Below are 16,219 nucleotides of genomic sequence, written 5' to 3' on the forward strand. Positions count from 1 at the left end.
TTCCTATGCTGTCTTTTTCAGCTTCCAGATAAACCAGATGCCGGGCACAAGCAGCAAGGCCGATGCGGTGATACCGCCCGAAATGGACGTGTAGAGCGCAATGAGTCCAACGATCGGGCCGCCTGCAATCTGGCCGAACGCATCCAGCTGCCCGAACATCGACAGCGCCGTCGCCCGCCCTTTGGATGCCAGCCGCTCGTTCGTCATGATATTCATGAGCGGATAATTGATATTCCGGAGCGCGCCGGTTACAAAATACAGCAGAACGGCTGCATAGAACGCCCCTGCCCATGCGAAGCCGAGCATCGACGCGACGAGAAGCGTATTGGCGATCAAAAGTACAGAAGCGTAGCGCCCTTTAACGTAGCGTTCCACAATCTGCAGAACAATGATATTCAGCAGGAACGCAAGCGCATAAAAAAAGCCGAACCAGTAAATGGCTTCTTCATTCAGCAAATTGAAGTCTTCGATAAACAAAGCACCCCACAGCCGGTCATAGCCTTCCGAGGCCAGTCCCCACATCAGTGTGACGATCGCCAGTGCAGTAAGCGTTCGGCTGCCGCGAATCTGCCCGAACCCGCCGCTCAAAGCTTCTGCTATATCCGCAAGACCCGAGCTGCCTTCCCGTTTCGTTCTAATGAACTTTGTTTCCGGCACAATGAAAAACGCGCCGGCAGCCAGTGCGGTCAGCAACGCACCGGCAATGATAATCGTCGCCTGGACAGTGAATAATGTGGCGAGCCCAACGCTCAGCACAATACCGAGAAAGCGGCCGAACGAGCTGTACTGGGCACCGCGCAGGAACACCTGCTCAAGCTGTCTGCCTTCCAGTTCATCTGCGATCCATGCCTGTTCCGCTCCGCTGATGAATGTCCAGCCAAGTCCCCATGATGCAGATGCCGCTGCGATCGCCCAGAATTCCGGGATGCTGCCTTCCAGGATATGAGCGAAACCCAAAACGCCGGTACCGATGACGAGTGACAGCTTCCGCCCAAAGCGGTCGGCTGTCAGGCCGGTCGGAAGCTCAAACAGCAGAACCGACAGTTCCATAATCGTACCGATCAGCACCAATTGCAGCGGGTTCAACTCCGCTACTGACACGTAATAAATCGCGTTTAACGTAAAAACCATTTGAATGAGCAGTGAACGTGTCCCTGTCACCCCGTAATAAATATGCTGAATTGCCAATGTGCTGTTCCTCCGTTTAAGTTAAGATAACGGAGGTGTTGTCTGAATCAGTACAAAACCTCCGATTGATTGTGAGGTTGTACCAAAAAGACTGTCATATTCGTCCACTCCTTTGTTCAGATAATTCAAGTGTATGGAAATTCCGATTTCTTGGCAATCATTAATTTGCAATCGAAATATTCCAAAAAAGGTTGACGCTTACGCTTCGTGATTGTTTAATGGAGGAATAGCACAATGCGAGGTGATGACAGTTTGTATAAAGTTCAGGAAGCCGCAAAAATGGCAGGCATCAGTGTCCGCACACTCCACCATTATGACCATATAGACCTGCTGAAACCGTCGGATGTCGGAGAAAACCGCTACCGGTACTACAGCGATGAGGATTTAAAATCCCTTCAGCATATCCTGTTGTTTAAAGAGCTTGGCTTCCCGCTGAAAAAAATTCAGGAGATTGTCAGCAGCGGCTTTGACCGGGATCATGCGCTTACCCAGCACGCCGAGCTGCTGCAGCTGAAAAAACAGCGGATAGAACGGCTGCTCGAAACGATTGAGCAGACAAGGAGTGAACTGCAAGGCATTACCGTCCTCTCCCACGATGAGCGCTTCAGTGCTTTCGCTGCAGATACCGCGAAAATGTCATTGGAACGGTACATAAAAGAGGAACCGCCGGCACAGGCTGCTGAAGCCAAGGATCCAACCGCAGATCAGACAGGCACCGATGATGTGGGTGAAACTGCCGACCGTATCTACCGGTCCATCGCCGGCCGTATGCATCTCCCGCCGGATCACCCCGACGTGCAGCAGGATGTGGATGATTATTTCGTTCTGCTGAACCGGTCATTCGACTGCACGCCGGCTGTATTCCGCCGGCTCGGAGACCTGTATGTGAACGACAGCCGGTATACCGCGAGTATCGACCGGCACAAGGAAGGGCTTGCCGCTTATTTGCGCGAAGCCATGCTCAGTTATGCGGGGAGGCTGCATTATGCGTGAACTCCTCGGCAGCTGTACCGATTGCGGGAAAGATGTCTACTGTATGGACGGATTTTTAAACGGAGTCTATATTGAGAATCGGCTATTCTGCTTCGAGTGCGCGGACCCTGAAGAGAAAAAAGAACAGGAAAAAGAACAAGCATAAGAGCTGCCCCGCTTTTATGCTTGTTCTTGCTACTCGTTCCATATCGACTTTCAAAACAGAAATGAGTGGAACACCCATGCCTTTACAGCGAAGAATCTTCTTATTTGGTGCCTTGTTCGTATCCGCCATCATGATTCTGGCAAGTCTGTCATTCTACTTGACCCTGTCAGATGCAGTTGAAGAGCAGATCGGTATTCGGGCACTCACAGCCGCAGTGACTACTGCCGACAGACCGGATATTGTAGCCGGGTTTACAGCGCCAGACCCCCATGCTGCACTTCAGCCGATCGCAGAAGAAATACGGATCCAGTCCGGAGCAGAATATGTCGTCATCGGCAATACAGAAGGAATCCGCTATACACATCCCCTGCCGGACCGGATCGGACAGAAAATGGTAGGAGATGATAATGAACGGGCACTGCTGCAGGGAGAAGCTTATCTGTCATCCGCAACCGGCTCTCTCGGACCCGCGCTTCGGGGTAAAGCCCCTGTCTTCAATGAGTCAGGCGAAATCATCGGAATTGTATCAGTCGGCTTTCTGAGCAAGGACATCACATCCGTCTTTCTGAATTATGCTGATTCCGTGGGAGGCATCGTGCTGCTTGCGATAGCAGTCGGCATTATTGGATCTATGCTGCTTGCCCGGAATATTAAGAGAACCATGTTCGGGCTTGAACCAGCGGAGATCGCGGCGCTCTTCACTGAACGGAACGCCCTCATCGATTCCATTCGGGAAGGGATCATTATGGTCAATAAATCAGGCGAAATTACAATGGCAAATGCCGCAGCGCTTAATGTTTTGTCACTGCCAAAAGAAACAGTACTGATTGGCAGTAAGATTGATGATGTTCTGCCGAATACTCTTCTGCCGCAAGTACTCGAAACAGGCGAACGGCAGTTGGACCGGCCCATGACAATCCGTGGTAAAAAAACTATCGTTAACCGGCTCCCGCTTATAATCGGCGACGAAATTGCCGGTGCAGTTTCCAGCTTCAGACTGCAGTCGGATTTAGACGGGCTTCGGGATGAGCTGTCACAAGTCCGGCAATACATTGAAGCACTTCGGGCGCAAGCACATGAACATCAGAACTTTCTCTATACGATATCCGGTCTGATTCAGCTGAATTCACTTGATGAAGCCATGATGCTGATCCATGATGAGACGGTTGAGCAGCAGTCCCTGGTGCAGTTCATAACCCAGCGGCTTAAAGACCCTTTCCTTGGTGGAATCGTCATCGGACTGTTTAACAGAGCCCGCGAACTGAAAGTGCGACTTGTGCTGGATGAGGAGAGCTACCTGGAGCAAATTCCCGCTTTTCTGGAAAAGAGTTTATTTGTTTCTGTCCTCGGGAATCTTGTGACGAATGCTTTTGAAGCAGTGCAGCATCTTCCTGAACAGCAGCGGATTGTCAGACTGCTTCTCAGTGATAACGGCGATGAAATTCTGATTGAAGTTGAAGACTCCGGACAAGGAATCGAAGCGGGACTGCTCCCGTTGTTGTTTAAGGAACGGATATCCACCAAGTCAGGGGAAGACCGCGGCTATGGCATGTTGAAGATTGCCGAAAATGTTGCTGATCTGCGGGGGGAAATCGCATTGGAGAAAGGCGATCTTAGCGGCGCCTTATTTATTATCTCCATTAGAACTGGAGGAAAATTGAATGATTGAAGTGCTGATTATTGAAGATGATCGCCGGATCGCTGAGATCCATAGACGATTCATTGAACGGATTGATGGGTTTCAGACAGTGGGGCTCGCTTATACTGGCATTGAAGCCCGGGATTGGATTCAGTCGCTGACCCCGCATCTGATTCTGCTGGATGTGCACCTGCCTGATATGAAAGGCACTGAACTGATGCCGTTCATCCAGCAGCACAGCCCTGACTCAGACATCATTTTCATCACTGCCGCTTCAGAAGCAGGCATTGTAAAAAAAGCGCTCCGGAGTGGTGTGTCCGATTATATGCTGAAACCGCTGACGTTCGACCGCTTTAAAGACAGCCTGCTGGCTTACCAGGCAAAACGGCAGTCCCTCGATTCAGCGGATCTCCTTGATGAAGAAACCATTCAATTCTTATGGAATAAGGCACAAGCTGCAGAAACAGAACAAGCGGCTACACCGAAAGGAATTGATCCCAGCACCATGGCAAAAATCCGTGAACAGCTCGGACATGCTGCAGCTGGGTTCACTGCGGAAGAAATGGGGGCCGCGTGTGGAATGAGCCGTTCTACTGCCCGCCGTTACTTGGAATATCTTGTTTCGGAAAAACTTGCCCGGGCTGAACTGTTGTACGGCACGATCGGGAGGCCGGAACGCCGCTATTTTCCAACTGTATGAACTTTATGAACAAAATAGCTTAAATGATGTTTATTTCTCTTATGACCACAAACATTGAATTGAATAAGACTTCTGATAAATTGTAGACAGCGAATGAAAGCGCTGTCTTTTATTAATTTTCAGGAGGAGATAATTATGTTGAAGAAATGGATGTCCATCCCACTCGCCGGAATCCTTGCCGTTGGTCTTGCTGCCTGTTCACAAGAAGAAGCTACAGGCGGCGACGTTGCGGGTGCTGAATACCCGAGTCAGAATCTTACAATTGTTGCCCCATCCGGTGCTGGCGGCGGATGGGATCTTACAGCCCGTTCAATTGCTAAAACAATGAATGGAACAGAATTGGTCTCGGCGCCGATCACAGTTGAGAACAAGCCAGGCGGAGGCGGCGCTGTCTACATGGCAGAATATGCAACCAAGGAAGCAGCAAATGATCACGTGCTGCTTGTCAATTCCCCTCCGATTCTGATCAACAGCAATAAAGCGGAAGGCAACAGCCCTTATGGTTATGCAGACACCACACCGCTGGCGCAGCTTACACGTGATTACGGAGCCATCGTTGTCCAAGCCGATTCAGAATTCGAAACGCTGACAGATGTATTGGATGCAATTAAAGAAGAACCAACAGCCATCACACTGGCCGGCGGTTCAGCCCCAGGTTCTATGGATCACTTAGTTGGCATCCTGCCCGCTTTTGAATATGGCATCGACCCGAAAGCCGTAAAGTACGTTTCTTATGATGGCGGCGGCGAAGCCATCGCGGCGCTTCTTGGCGATAATGCAGATGTGATTGCGACAGATGCCTCGACAATTGCTGAGTATGTAAAATCCGGTGATGTACGCGTATTGGCAGTGAGTTCCACTGAACGGCTCGGTGGTGAACTGAGTGAAGTACCGACATTCAAAGAAGCTGGAGTCGACGCGGAATTTACAATCTGGCGCGGAATTTTCGGCCCGAAAGACATGTCTGACGGCGCTTATGACTACTGGTCTGAAAAGCTGGCAGAAATGACGGAGACTGAAGAATGGCAAACGGAACTTGAACAGAATGGCTGGCAAAGTGAATATAAAGACGGCGAAGAATTTGCAACATTCCTGGAAGAACAGGAAAAAGTGATTGTCGAGCTGCTGACTGCCCTTGAAATGCAAAAATAATTAGATGCAAAGCGGCTCCGGCCGCTTTCTTCTTTCAACTAGAGAGGATGAAAGACAATGAGTAAAACGTTCGATCGGTTCGCAGGCATCGCCTTTTTACTGATTGGCCTTTTGTTTGTCATCGAGAGCCAGCGGATTTCCGAGAGTTCTTATGGCTCAGCAGTAGGCCCTGATATCTTCCCTATCGGATTGGGAAGTTTACTGATCTTGCTCAGTGCGCGGCTTGTGTATGAGACCATGCGCTACGATGTTTCCGGAGAAAAAGGGGAATCCATCAATTACCGGAAATTTATTATCATTTTCGTCAGTGCTGTAGTATACGCTGCGCTGCTTGAGCCATTGGGTTATGTCATTACGACGTTCGCATTTCTGTTAGTCGCATTCCAGACAATGGAACGCGGCAAATGGCTTCAATCGATCGTTGTCGCAACTTTATTTTCTGTCGGTGTCTACTACTTATTTGCGACATTCCTGGGAGGCTCCCTTCCCGGATTCCCGGTATTCTAACATGAAAGGCTGGTTCCTATGAGCGCATTAAACTTCTTATTCGACGGATTCCTCGTCGCTTTCCAATGGCATAATATCCTTTTCGCATTCGTGGGTGTACTGATCGGGACGGCTGTCGGCGTGCTGCCCGGGATCGGCCCGATGAGCGGTGTCGCACTCCTGATTCCAGTCACTGCCACACTGACCGGCGGACTCCCGCCTGAATCAGCTGCAGCAAGTTCCATTATTCTACTGGCAGGTGTTTACTACGGGGCTATGTACGGAGGATCTACCACCTCCATCCTGCTGAATACACCCGGTGAATCCTCCTCGGTTGTCACCACACTTGATGGTTATCAGATGGCCCAGCAAGGCCGGGCAGGTGCTGCTTTATCCATTGCGGCCATCGGCTCATTCGTTGCCGGCATCATATCGCTGATCGGGCTGGTTCTGCTTGCAAAACCGTTATCGAATGTGGCGCTTGAATTTGGTCCTGCCGAATACTTTTCACTGATGCTGCTCGGACTTGCTGCTGTCAGCGGGCTTGCCGGCAAATCGATGACGAAAGCACTGATGATGACGGTGTTCGGTCTGATGCTCGGCACGATCGGCATCGATGCCGTTTCCGGGATCGCCCGGTTCACCTATGATCTTCCGATTCTGTATTCCGGCTTGGAATTCCTGACGATTGCAGTGGGACTGTTCGCACTGGGAGAAGTATTCAAAACGATTTTGGAACGGGAACACGAAGATGGGGCCATCGCCAAAATCAGCCGGATTCTTCCGACAAGACAAGACATGAAAGACAGCACTGCGCCGATCTTGCGCGGGTCTTTCCTCGGCTTCTTCATTGGTGTCCTCCCGGGAGCCGGTGCGACGCTCGCTTCCTTCTTTTCATACATCGCAGAGAAGAAATTCAGCAAGTTCCCGGAAAAATTCGGCACCGGAGCCATTGCCGGCGTAGCCGGACCCGAGTCAGCGAATAACGCGGCATCAGGAGGCGCCATGATCCCACTTCTGACGCTCGGAATCCCTGGTTCCGGTACAACTGCTATTTTGATGGGCGCCCTCATTATGTACAACGTTCAGCCGGGCCCCCTGCTGTTCAATGATCACCCGGAAGTCGCCTGGGGACTGATCGCCAGCATGTTTATCGGCAATCTCATGCTCCTTGTTCTCAACATGCCGCTGGTCAAAGTGTTTGCGAAAATCATTCAGACACCGAAACGGTACTTGCTGCCAATCATCGTTGCAATCTCGTTCTTCGGTGTATATGCTGTCCAGTACACAACGTTCGATTTGTATCTGCTGCTGGCATGCGGCGTGCTGGGCTATCTGCTCACACGCAATGACTTCCCGGTTGCTCCACTTGTCCTGGCGCTGGTGCTCGGACCAATGATTGAAAATAATATGCGGAGAGCGCTGACCATATCCAATGGTGATTTCTCGATTTTTGTCACAAAACCTCTATCGCTGGCATTGCTCTTGATTGCAGCCGCCTGGTTATTGGTTCCACTCCTTCTGAAATTTAAAGGCCGGGCTATTGTTGTAAACGAAGAGGATTAATTATCGAACACAAAAAAAGCAGCCGGAGAATTTATCCCCGGCTGCTTTCGTATTTCATCAAACTGACGCTTCTTCTTTTAATGCATCAAGGCGCGCCTGTACTTCTGCTGCTGTCAGGCCGTTTTCTGCCGCATAGCGATTGCGTGGATGTTCCCGGCATTCGTCTGAGCAAGAACGCATGTACTTGTACTCGTTTTCTTCTGAAGCCAGGATTTTTTTATTGCATTCCGGATTCGCGCAGTTTACGTAGCGTTCGCAAGGTTCGCCGGTGAAATGGTCGCGTCCGACGATAACATGTTCCACCCGGTTGACCGGCACGGCAATCCGCTCATCGAACACATAGAGCTGACCGTCCCATAATTTACCCTGCACTTCCGGGTCTTTTCCGTAAGTGACGATGCCGCCATGGAGCTGACCGACATTATCGAAGCCTTCCCGCTTCAGCCAGCCGGAGAATTTCTCGCAGCGAATTCCGCCTGTGCAGTAAGTGAGGACTTCTTTCCCTTCAAGCATTTCCCGGTTCTCCTCTACCCATTTCGGCAGATCGCGGAAGTTCTCGATATCCGGACGGATGGCGCCGCGGAAATGTCCAAGGTCGTACTCGTAATCGTTCCGTGCGTCGAGGACGATGGTATTCTCATCCTGCATTTTTTTATAGAACTCTTCAGGCTCCAGGTAATTGCCTGTCAGTTCGTTTGGATTGATGTCATCTTCGAGGCTCAAGTTAACAATTTCATTGCGGAAGCGCACGTGCATTTTCTTGAATGCATGGCCGTCCGTTTCATCGATTTTGAAGACGATGTCCGAGAAGCGCGGATCCGCCTTCAGCATGTCCGTATACTTTTCAGTCTGTTCGATTGTGCCCGAGCACGTCCCGTTGATGCCTTCATGGCCCACGAGGATGCGCCCTTTCAGTCCGAGTTCTTTACACACTTCGAGGTGCTCGGCTGCGAACGTCTCCGGATCTTCAATCGGTACATATTTGTAGAATAATAGTACGTTGTAAGTATGATTTTGCATGAATCATACCTCCTTGGATAATGTGTTTACTTACGAATACACCCGTAAAAAACCTTCCCTATTTTATACTAAACGCTGGAAGAATTCAACTTTCCGGAATGGTGGTTTGGAGGTCATTATAAGTAAGTGGCTTTGTTTAGGGAGATTGGCTGTTTAGCGAATAGCCCGCCTGTTTCAGCGAATAGAAACCGAATTTGGCGAATAGCCTGCCTGCCTGCCTGTTTCGGCGAATAGAAACCGAATTTAGCGAATAGCCCGCCTGTTTCAGCGAATAGAAACCGAATTTGGCGAATAGCCTGCCTGTTTCAGCGAATAGAAACCGAATTTGGCGAATAGCCCACTTGTTTCGGCGAATAGAACCCGAATTTGGCGGATAGCATCTGGTTTTCAAGATAATCTTGATCAACAGCAAAACAGCCGCCAAACCGGCGGCTGTTTCAGCAGAAGTTGATCCTTCGTTAATTCAGAATGTACTTCTCAAAGACGTCAGTGAAATCTTTTTTCGTATACATATCGTATTTGCTGGTCAGCCAGTCAAAGACATGTTCATTGATCGATGCGTATTGCTCAGCGGGACTGCCGCCCTGTCCGCCTGCGCGGCCGATCGAGCTGGCTGCGACTTCCAGGCTGCGGTTGGCGAATTTCAGCATTCTGCCGTTTTCTTCCGCAATGTGGGACAATGCTGTCAGTACTTTATACAGGTCTCTGATTTCAGTCAGGAATTTTTTGTGAACATCGATCGACATGGCTTCATTGCCAATGTTGAACTTGATCTCCACGTCCAAGTCGACGGTCCCCGCTGTCTCAAGCGCCACGTTGGTCACCGGATTCAAGTAATACTCATAGCGTTTCAGGTTCCGCTTTTTGCTGACGGCATTTGCTCCATCCACATGGATCAGCGCTTTATTCGTAAAGCAGTACTCGTCTGACTTAGATTTAATAAGGAAGAAAATCTTCTCCCCATCCTCATGCATGACGTAATCATCTGATTCGACTTTGTCGAAATCCTCCTTCTTGATGACCGAGCCGATATCACTCAGACCAAGTGCATCGGATGCCACTTTACCGAACATTGCCATGTTCCTCTCTCCTTTAACAGACTCGATTTTTGATGTCGTTTCCAGTGAGGCAGGCGTGGATCGCTTCCGCGTTCAACTGCATCATCGCGTGACGCGCCTGGACGCTCGCGCTTCCGATGTGCGGAGTCACCGTGACATTCGGCAGCGACAGCAACGGATGATCAGTCGGTACGGGTTCCTCTTCGAATACATCAAGACCAGCTGCCCAAATGTCACCATTCTTCAACGCTGCTTCCAGTGCTTTTTCATCGACGATGCCACCGCGTGCGACATTGATGAGGCTCGCCGTGTTTTTCATCAATCCGAGTTCCCGTTCTCCGATCATGCCGGCTGTCTGATCGGTGTATGGCGTTAGCAGGACAACGAAATCCGACCGGGACAGCAATTCATCCAAATCCGAATAAACGAAGTCCTCAAACCGCCGGCGTGTGCGATTATGGTACAGGACATCCATATCGAAACCTTTCGCCCGCCGCGCCACCGCTTCACCGATGCGCCCCATGCCGATGATGCCGATCGTCGCGCCATAAACATCATGGCCGGTAAAGCCGAGCGGCGTCCACGCTTTCCATTCGCCTGCCCGCAACGCCCGGGAAGCTTCCGACAGCCGGCGTGCCGTTGCCATCAGCAGCGCGAATGTCAAATCTGCCGTCGCTTCCGTCAGCGCATCAGGCGTATTTGTCACACAAATGCCCCGCTCGCGTGCTGCATCCAGGTCGATATTGTTATGTCCGACCGCCAGATTGGAAACAATCTTCAGATTCGGCGCATTATCCAGCACTTCCCGGTCGATGGAATCTGTCAGCATGGCCCAGATGGCGCTTGCCTCCTTTACTTCTTCCAATAGAACCTCGCGCGGCACCGGCGTCTCTTCCTCTTCCCACATGCGCACTTCATATGATTCCCTTAAGCCAGCCACTGCCTCATCAGGTAATTTACGTGTTATATACACAATCGGTTTCACAAATTCAGCCTCCAGTCAGTCCGTTTTCTTTTTAGTGTAACAATTAAAAAAACTGCCGGCAAATGCCGGCAATTGTCAAGTTCTGTCTTTCTTTCTTCGGATGAACCAAATGAAGCCAATTACAAGCAACAGTGCCAGTAATGCGTACATGATATTTGAATACACATCGAATTTGCCGACGACCTCTTCCCAGTTTTCGCCGACTGAAGCGCCGAGCCATACGAGGACAGTGTTCCAGATGATGGTTCCGAGCGTCGTGAAGATCAGAAACGGCACAAGGTGCATGCCGGAACTGCCCGCCGGAATGGAAATCAGGCTCCGGATAAGTGGAATAAAACGGCAGAAGAACACCGTCCAAATCCCGTACTTCTCAAACCAGCCATTCGCTTTATGTAAATCCTCCCGATCGATGCGCAGCCATTTGCCGTATCGGTCGATCAGCCGCTCCAGCCGGGGCACACTCATCACACGGCCCACACCATATAGAATGACAGCTCCGGCCACCGAACCGGCCGTCGATGCCACAATAACGCCGAATATCGTCAGCTGCGTCGTCGCTGTCATGAATCCCCCGAATGTAAGAATCACTTCAGACGGGATCGGCGGAAATACATTCTCCAGCATGATGAGGAGGAACACACCCCAATAGCCGTAATTCGCCATCACGTCCGTAATCCAATTTTCCAATTTAAATCCTTCCTCTCATTACACAAATGCAGCAGTTCCGAAAATCGAATGCCTATCTTTGGTCATTTACCCGTTATCATACCAAAAAAACAGCCGCTTCGGTGAACCGCCTTTCAAATGACGACACAAAACAGCAGAAGTTTCACATTTTCAGCCGATGTTCACTAGTCGAAAGATGGGTCCTGATTGTCCCTACGCCGCAAGTCTTAGACGAAAATGCAGTCCAGGCCCGTATTGGCGGATTCCTGCCGCTGATAAGATAAGGATGTAAACAAGGCAGCCCCTTACAAGCTGCACACTATTAAAGGAGGCAACACCCATGAACAAATTTTGGCTCGCAGTAATCGGCATCACTGCAGGAATCGTGGCTTTGGCGAATCTCGGTTCGCTCCTCGGCCTGATCGTTTCGGCTGCGGTCGTCTACGCAGGTATTCATTTCTACCAGCGCAGTGTCTCGACGCCTGCAAAAGTCTGGTGGGGAATCGTCATCGTAATCGGTGTAGTTACAGCGATTGCAAATGTCCCTGCATTTTTCGCAGTAGCCGGCCTGATCGTTCTCTGGATGGTTTACCGGAGATGGAATGGCGAAGAGGTTTCGGTATCCCGCTCAAAAGATCCGTTCACGAATTTCGAAAACCAGTGGAAGCAACTTAAAAAATAAGGAGGAATTGATCATGACAACAGCTTGGAACCGTTTGAAATTCGCATTGGAAACTGACCTTGATGCATTGATTTCGAGAAAAGAACAGAAAAACCCGCTTGCCCTGCTTAACCGGTACGTGAAAGAAGCGGAAAAGCAGACAGAAGATACCGGCAAATGGCTCGAACGGCAAGCACAGCTGAACGGGAAACTTGAAAAGGAACTGGAAGAGGCCGCTGCGATGCTGGAGAAACGCCAGCGTCAGCAGGAATTGGCCGCAGCTGCAGGTGAAGAAGACCTCGCACAATTCGCCGAACGGGAAGTAGCCGCTTACAGCCAGCGGACCGCTGTCCTGAAAAGCAGCATCGCTGACAACCGCAATGAGTACGAACAGATGGAGCGCAAGTACGAGGAAATGAAGCATAAAGTGAAAGACATGAAGATCCGCCAGCTGCAGCTGATGGGTAAAGAAAACGCAACCCGGGCCAATGTCTACATGGATCGCGTGCTTCATCCCGAACACGGCGAAGCTAGCATCGGCACCAATGATGAGATGATGTCGTACATTGAACGGCTGAGCGGCACGATCGAAGAACAGCATGAACAAAATGTCCTTGTCCACCGGCTCGAAGCGCTCGAAAAAAACAGCGCACAGGAACAGGAAATCCGATAAACTAACAATAAGAACAATCCGGAAGCGAACCGCTTTCGGATTGGCTTCGTTCAATAAAAGTCCAATGAAGGGAGGAACTGAGATGATGCGCCAGTTCTCGACGAACCAGCAGGCTTTTTTTCTGTTGCTGCTGTTTGTCCTGCTGTTTATCGAATCCACGATTTTTCAGAACGGCTCCGTCTTCCTGGCAGTGCTCGGCTTCATTTTCATCTATATCGGTGTGCGCAAATACTACCGCTTCGGCAAAGTGATGTTCTGGATCGGTGTCTTCTTTCTGGCCATCGCAGTTCTCTCACTTTGGACGCTGCGCCTGCTGGTGCTGGCCGTGGCGATCTCGCTTATGGTCCGGCTGTGGAAAGGCGAGGAGTGGCAACAGGAAATCCCGCTCACTGCAGGTCCGGATTCCCGAACCGATCCGGCTTCACGCAAGCTGATCCACAATAAATTATTCTCTGCACAAACCACACCTGCCGAGGCATTCGAATGGAAAGATATCCACATTCAAGGTTTGGCCGGGGATTTACTGATCGATGCCACCCAAACTGTCCTGCCGAAACGAACGTCACTCATCTCCATCCGCCAAGGATTCGGCAAGGTCCGGATTGTAGTGCCATACGAGGTTCCCGTGCGCGTGTTTTATTCCACGCTGTACGGGGATGCCCGGTTTTTCAACAACCCAAAACAGCGGATTCTCTACAGCACCGTTCAAACGCATGACGGATACGAAAATGAGGAACCGAACAAAGCGCAGGCGGAACTTCTCATCTCGCTCACCACCTGGATGGGCGATGTGGAGGTGATCCGGCGATGAAATCGCTCGTATCCCGCACATTACTGCTGGGTCTGCTGTTTTTAGCTGTGGCCTCTTCCCTGCTGGTTTCATTCCTTGGCGTGTCATCGGTCGATCCGTGGATTGCGCTGGGGACGGATATGGAAGCGGGACTCCCTGTCGGCGGCTGGCTGCTGCTACTCATCGCAGCGCTCGCTGCCGGAATCGCCTGGTGGACAGAGCTCGCGAACCGCAGTTCCGTCACGGAAACGAAACGTGTTCTGGAAGCGCTCGTGCTCAATGAAGACAAGGTGATGACAGTGAACGAGATGCGGCATATCCCGGCTGAGCTTAAACCATCGCTCATGCGGGTGAACCGGCTGCTCAAATCCCAGCGCACCAGTCTAAGCCGAATTTCGAATGAGCGTGCGGAAAATCAGGAAAAACTCATCCAGGAACAGCTTGTCATGGAACGGCAGCGGCTCGCGCGTGAGCTGCATGATTCCGTTTCCCAGCAATTATTCGCCGCCTCGATGCTCTTGTCGTCGATGACCGAGGGACAGGAAGCTCCTCCCCTCCTCTTACAGACGGAAAAAATGGTGCAGCAGGCGCAGCTTGAGATGCGGGCCCTTCTCCTGCACTTGCGGCCAGCCGCTCTTCACAATAAATCCCTGCGGCAGGGGCTATTCGAGCTGCTGACTGAATTGAAGGAAAAAGTCTATTTCACAATTGAATATAAATTGGAGGATGTCCCGCTGCCAAAAGGTGCGGAAGATCATTTATTCCGGATTGCCCAAGAAACCTTATCCAATACGCTGCGTCATTCAAAAGCGACGGAAGTTCATGTATTATTTGTTGAACGCAACGGGCTGGCGATCCTCCGCGTTCAGGACAATGGAGTCGGGTTCGGAAGCGACCAGGCAAAATCGACCTCATACGGACTGAAACATATTGAAGAACGGGCGGTGGAAATCGGAGCTGTCAGCAAGATCGTATCCGTTCCTTCTGAAGGAACAATCGTGGAAGTGAAAGTGCCAATTGAAAGGAGAGAAAGCGATGATTCGAGTGCTGCTCGCGGATGATCATGAAATGGTGCGGATCGGTGTATCGGCTTATTTGCAGGCGCAGCCTGACATGGAAGTGATCGGTGAAGCGACTGATGGAATAGAAGCGGCAAAAATGGCGCTGGAACTGCGCCCGGACATCATCCTGATGGATATGGTCATGCCCGGCATGAACGGAGCTGAAGCCACGGACGCCATCATCCGGGAATGGCCGGACGCTAAAATCATGGTGGTGACCAGCTTCCTGGATGATGATAAGGTTTATCCTGCGTTGCAGGCTGGCGCAGTCAGTTACATATTGAAGACATCAAAAGCTTCCCGCATTGCCGCATCCATCCGCGAAACGGTGACCGGAACCCCGGTACTGGAACCCGAAGTGATGAGCAAAATGATGAAGCAGATGCGCCACGCCCACGTGCCGCACGAAGAACTGACGGAACGGGAAATGGAAATCCTGCTGCTCCTGGCGAAAGGCTATTCCAATCAGGAAATCGCCGATGAGTTGTATATCGCGCTCAAGACGGTGAAGACCCATGTCAGCAACCTGCTATCGAAACTTGAAGTCCACGACCGGACGCAGGCCGTCATTTATGCGTTCGAACACCGGCTGATCACGCCGGCTGACTGATCAACCGTCTTCTTGAACACCGGCTGCCCGGTGTTTTTTCTTTTGGAAAGGGATTGGGAGAGCTGATGCCGAAAAACCGGTGCCAGCTTTTTTGATTTCCTGATGAGCATGCGGCTGAATGGCGATTAAGATTGCGTGAATGCACGTTAAGAACTGCTGAACGTGTTTTAAAACCAGTTGAGTGCACTTTAAGAAAGGTTGAGTGCACTTTAAAAACTAGTGAGTGCATTTTAGAAGGGTCAGAACTTCGAAGTCAACTGCTGGCAATATGCAAGTCTTCCGCTCCAGTGACCGACTGAAACCGGTATCAGCATTTTTTGATTTACAGCAAGGAATCTAGTTAAATTAGTGATTAAGATTGCGTGAACGCATGTTAAGAACTGCTGAACGTGTTTTAAAACCAGTTGAGTGCACTTTAAGAAAGGTTGAGTGAACTTTAAAGCCAACTGGGTGCACTTTAAAGTCTTACAAACTTATTTTAAGCGACAGCGGGAGAGTGCAGCCTGCTACTAAAACAAAAAAATGCCATGAACACGAGGTTCATGGCACGATGGAATTTATTGGGTGATTTCGCATCCGTGTTCTTCAACCCGGGCTACGAGCTGGTCCAATGACACTTGCTGGGCATTGTATTCAATCGTCACTTGCTCTTTTTCCATATCGACCAAGGCACGTTCCACACCCGGTGCATCAATCAGCACTTTCTCCAGCTTTTCAATGCCTTTTTTCCCCGTGACATCTCTTACGTTGAATGTAACGACTTCCATTCATCTCATCCTTTCCGTATATCATCTTCTCTATTTTGTATACCCGAAAAAGGCAAGTG

General features: G+C 50.5%; 18 protein-coding genes. 12 read left to right on the forward strand and 6 right to left on the reverse strand.

The genetic code is table 11. The features are described from left to right. Positions 1-3 precede the first annotated feature (3 nt). Positions 4-1,188, reverse strand: coding sequence for an MFS transporter (locus B0X71_RS15505; protein WP_077590272.1), 1,185 nt, complete (start codon positions 1,186-1,188; stop codon positions 4-6). Positions 1,189-1,422: 234 nt separating this feature from the next. Between B0X71_RS15505 and B0X71_RS15510 the strand changes: the two genes are divergently transcribed. The 7 genes from B0X71_RS15510 (at position 1,423) to B0X71_RS15535 (ending at position 7,869) form a co-directional block, all read left to right on the forward strand. Beyond that, entirely contained in the window at positions 1,423-2,181 is a 759-nt protein-coding gene (locus B0X71_RS15510) for a MerR family transcriptional regulator (RefSeq protein WP_232336713.1), read from the forward strand. Then, a complete protein-coding gene (locus B0X71_RS21275; protein WP_198038630.1) occupies positions 2,174-2,326 on the forward strand; it encodes a hypothetical protein in 153 nt (50 codons plus the stop codon). Before B0X71_RS15510 ends, B0X71_RS21275 begins: the two co-directional genes overlap by 8 nt. 76 nt (positions 2,327-2,402) lie before the next feature. After that, a complete protein-coding gene (locus B0X71_RS15515; protein ID WP_198038631.1) occupies positions 2,403-3,995 on the forward strand; it encodes an ATP-binding protein in 1,593 nt (530 codons plus the stop codon). After that, positions 3,988-4,665 (forward strand): response regulator, encoded by a 678-nt coding sequence (locus B0X71_RS15520; protein WP_077590273.1) that lies wholly within the window; start codon positions 3,988-3,990, stop codon positions 4,663-4,665. The genes B0X71_RS15515 and B0X71_RS15520 overlap by 8 nt, the downstream gene beginning before the upstream one ends. Positions 4,666-4,800: 135 nt before the next feature. After that, entirely contained in the window at positions 4,801-5,817 is a 1,017-nt protein-coding gene (locus B0X71_RS15525) for a tripartite tricarboxylate transporter substrate binding protein (RefSeq protein ID WP_198038632.1), read from the forward strand. Between the two features lie 57 nt (positions 5,818-5,874). Continuing rightward, positions 5,875-6,324, forward strand: coding sequence for a tripartite tricarboxylate transporter TctB family protein (locus tag B0X71_RS15530; protein ID WP_077590274.1), 450 nt, complete (start codon positions 5,875-5,877; stop codon positions 6,322-6,324). 18 nt (positions 6,325-6,342) lie between these two features. Then, entirely contained in the window at positions 6,343-7,869 is a 1,527-nt protein-coding gene (locus tag B0X71_RS15535; protein ID WP_077590275.1) for a tripartite tricarboxylate transporter permease, read from the forward strand. A gap of 57 nt (positions 7,870-7,926) precedes the next feature. Here the strand turns inward: B0X71_RS15535 and trhO are convergent, their stop codons facing one another. The 4 genes from trhO to B0X71_RS15555 all read right to left on the reverse strand — a co-directional run bounded on the left by trhO (position 7,927) and on the right by B0X71_RS15555 (position 11,619). After that, positions 7,927-8,889, reverse strand: a complete 963-nt coding sequence (gene trhO, locus B0X71_RS15540) for an oxygen-dependent tRNA uridine(34) hydroxylase TrhO (RefSeq protein ID WP_077590276.1) — start codon at positions 8,887-8,889, stop codon at positions 7,927-7,929. Between the two features lie 458 nt (positions 8,890-9,347). After that, positions 9,348-9,962, reverse strand: coding sequence for a PH domain-containing protein (locus B0X71_RS15545; protein ID WP_077591037.1), 615 nt, complete (start codon positions 9,960-9,962; stop codon positions 9,348-9,350). A gap of 19 nt (positions 9,963-9,981) precedes the next feature. Continuing rightward, positions 9,982-10,932, reverse strand: coding sequence for a 2-hydroxyacid dehydrogenase (locus B0X71_RS15550; protein ID WP_077590277.1), 951 nt, complete (start codon positions 10,930-10,932; stop codon positions 9,982-9,984). Positions 10,933-11,007: 75 nt separating this feature from the next. Then, a complete protein-coding gene (locus B0X71_RS15555) occupies positions 11,008-11,619 on the reverse strand; it encodes a DedA family protein (protein ID WP_077590278.1) in 612 nt (203 codons plus the stop codon). Between the two features lie 319 nt (positions 11,620-11,938). Here B0X71_RS15555 and B0X71_RS15560 point away from each other — a divergent pair, with 319 nt between their 5' ends. From B0X71_RS15560 to B0X71_RS15580, 5 genes are all read left to right on the forward strand, one after another. Next, positions 11,939-12,280, forward strand: a complete 342-nt coding sequence (locus tag B0X71_RS15560) for a lmo0954 family membrane protein (RefSeq protein WP_077590279.1) — start codon at positions 11,939-11,941, stop codon at positions 12,278-12,280. Positions 12,281-12,293: 13 nt separating this feature from the next. Further along, on the forward strand, positions 12,294-12,932 hold the full coding sequence (locus tag B0X71_RS15565; RefSeq protein WP_077590280.1) for a PspA/IM30 family protein: 639 nt from the start codon (positions 12,294-12,296) through the stop codon (positions 12,930-12,932). An 82-nt stretch (positions 12,933-13,014) separates the two neighbouring features. Next, entirely contained in the window at positions 13,015-13,743 is a 729-nt protein-coding gene (gene liaF / locus B0X71_RS15570; protein WP_232336714.1) for a cell wall-active antibiotics response protein LiaF, read from the forward strand. After that, positions 13,740-14,783, forward strand: coding sequence for a sensor histidine kinase (locus B0X71_RS15575; protein WP_077590281.1), 1,044 nt, complete (start codon positions 13,740-13,742; stop codon positions 14,781-14,783). The genes liaF and B0X71_RS15575 overlap by 4 nt, the downstream gene beginning before the upstream one ends. Further along, complete coding sequence (locus B0X71_RS15580; RefSeq protein ID WP_077590282.1) at positions 14,758-15,393, forward strand: response regulator; 636 nt, start codon at positions 14,758-14,760, stop codon at positions 15,391-15,393. Before B0X71_RS15575 ends, B0X71_RS15580 begins: the two co-directional genes overlap by 26 nt. A gap of 557 nt (positions 15,394-15,950) precedes the next feature. Here the strand turns inward: B0X71_RS15580 and B0X71_RS15585 are convergent. Further along, a complete protein-coding gene (locus B0X71_RS15585; protein WP_077590283.1) occupies positions 15,951-16,160 on the reverse strand; it encodes a heavy-metal-associated domain-containing protein in 210 nt (69 codons plus the stop codon). Positions 16,161-16,219: the final 59 nt, after the last annotated feature.

This window comes from Planococcus lenghuensis (assembly GCF_001999905.1).
Classification (GTDB): domain Bacteria; phylum Bacillota; class Bacilli; order Bacillales_A; family Planococcaceae; genus Indiicoccus; species Indiicoccus lenghuensis.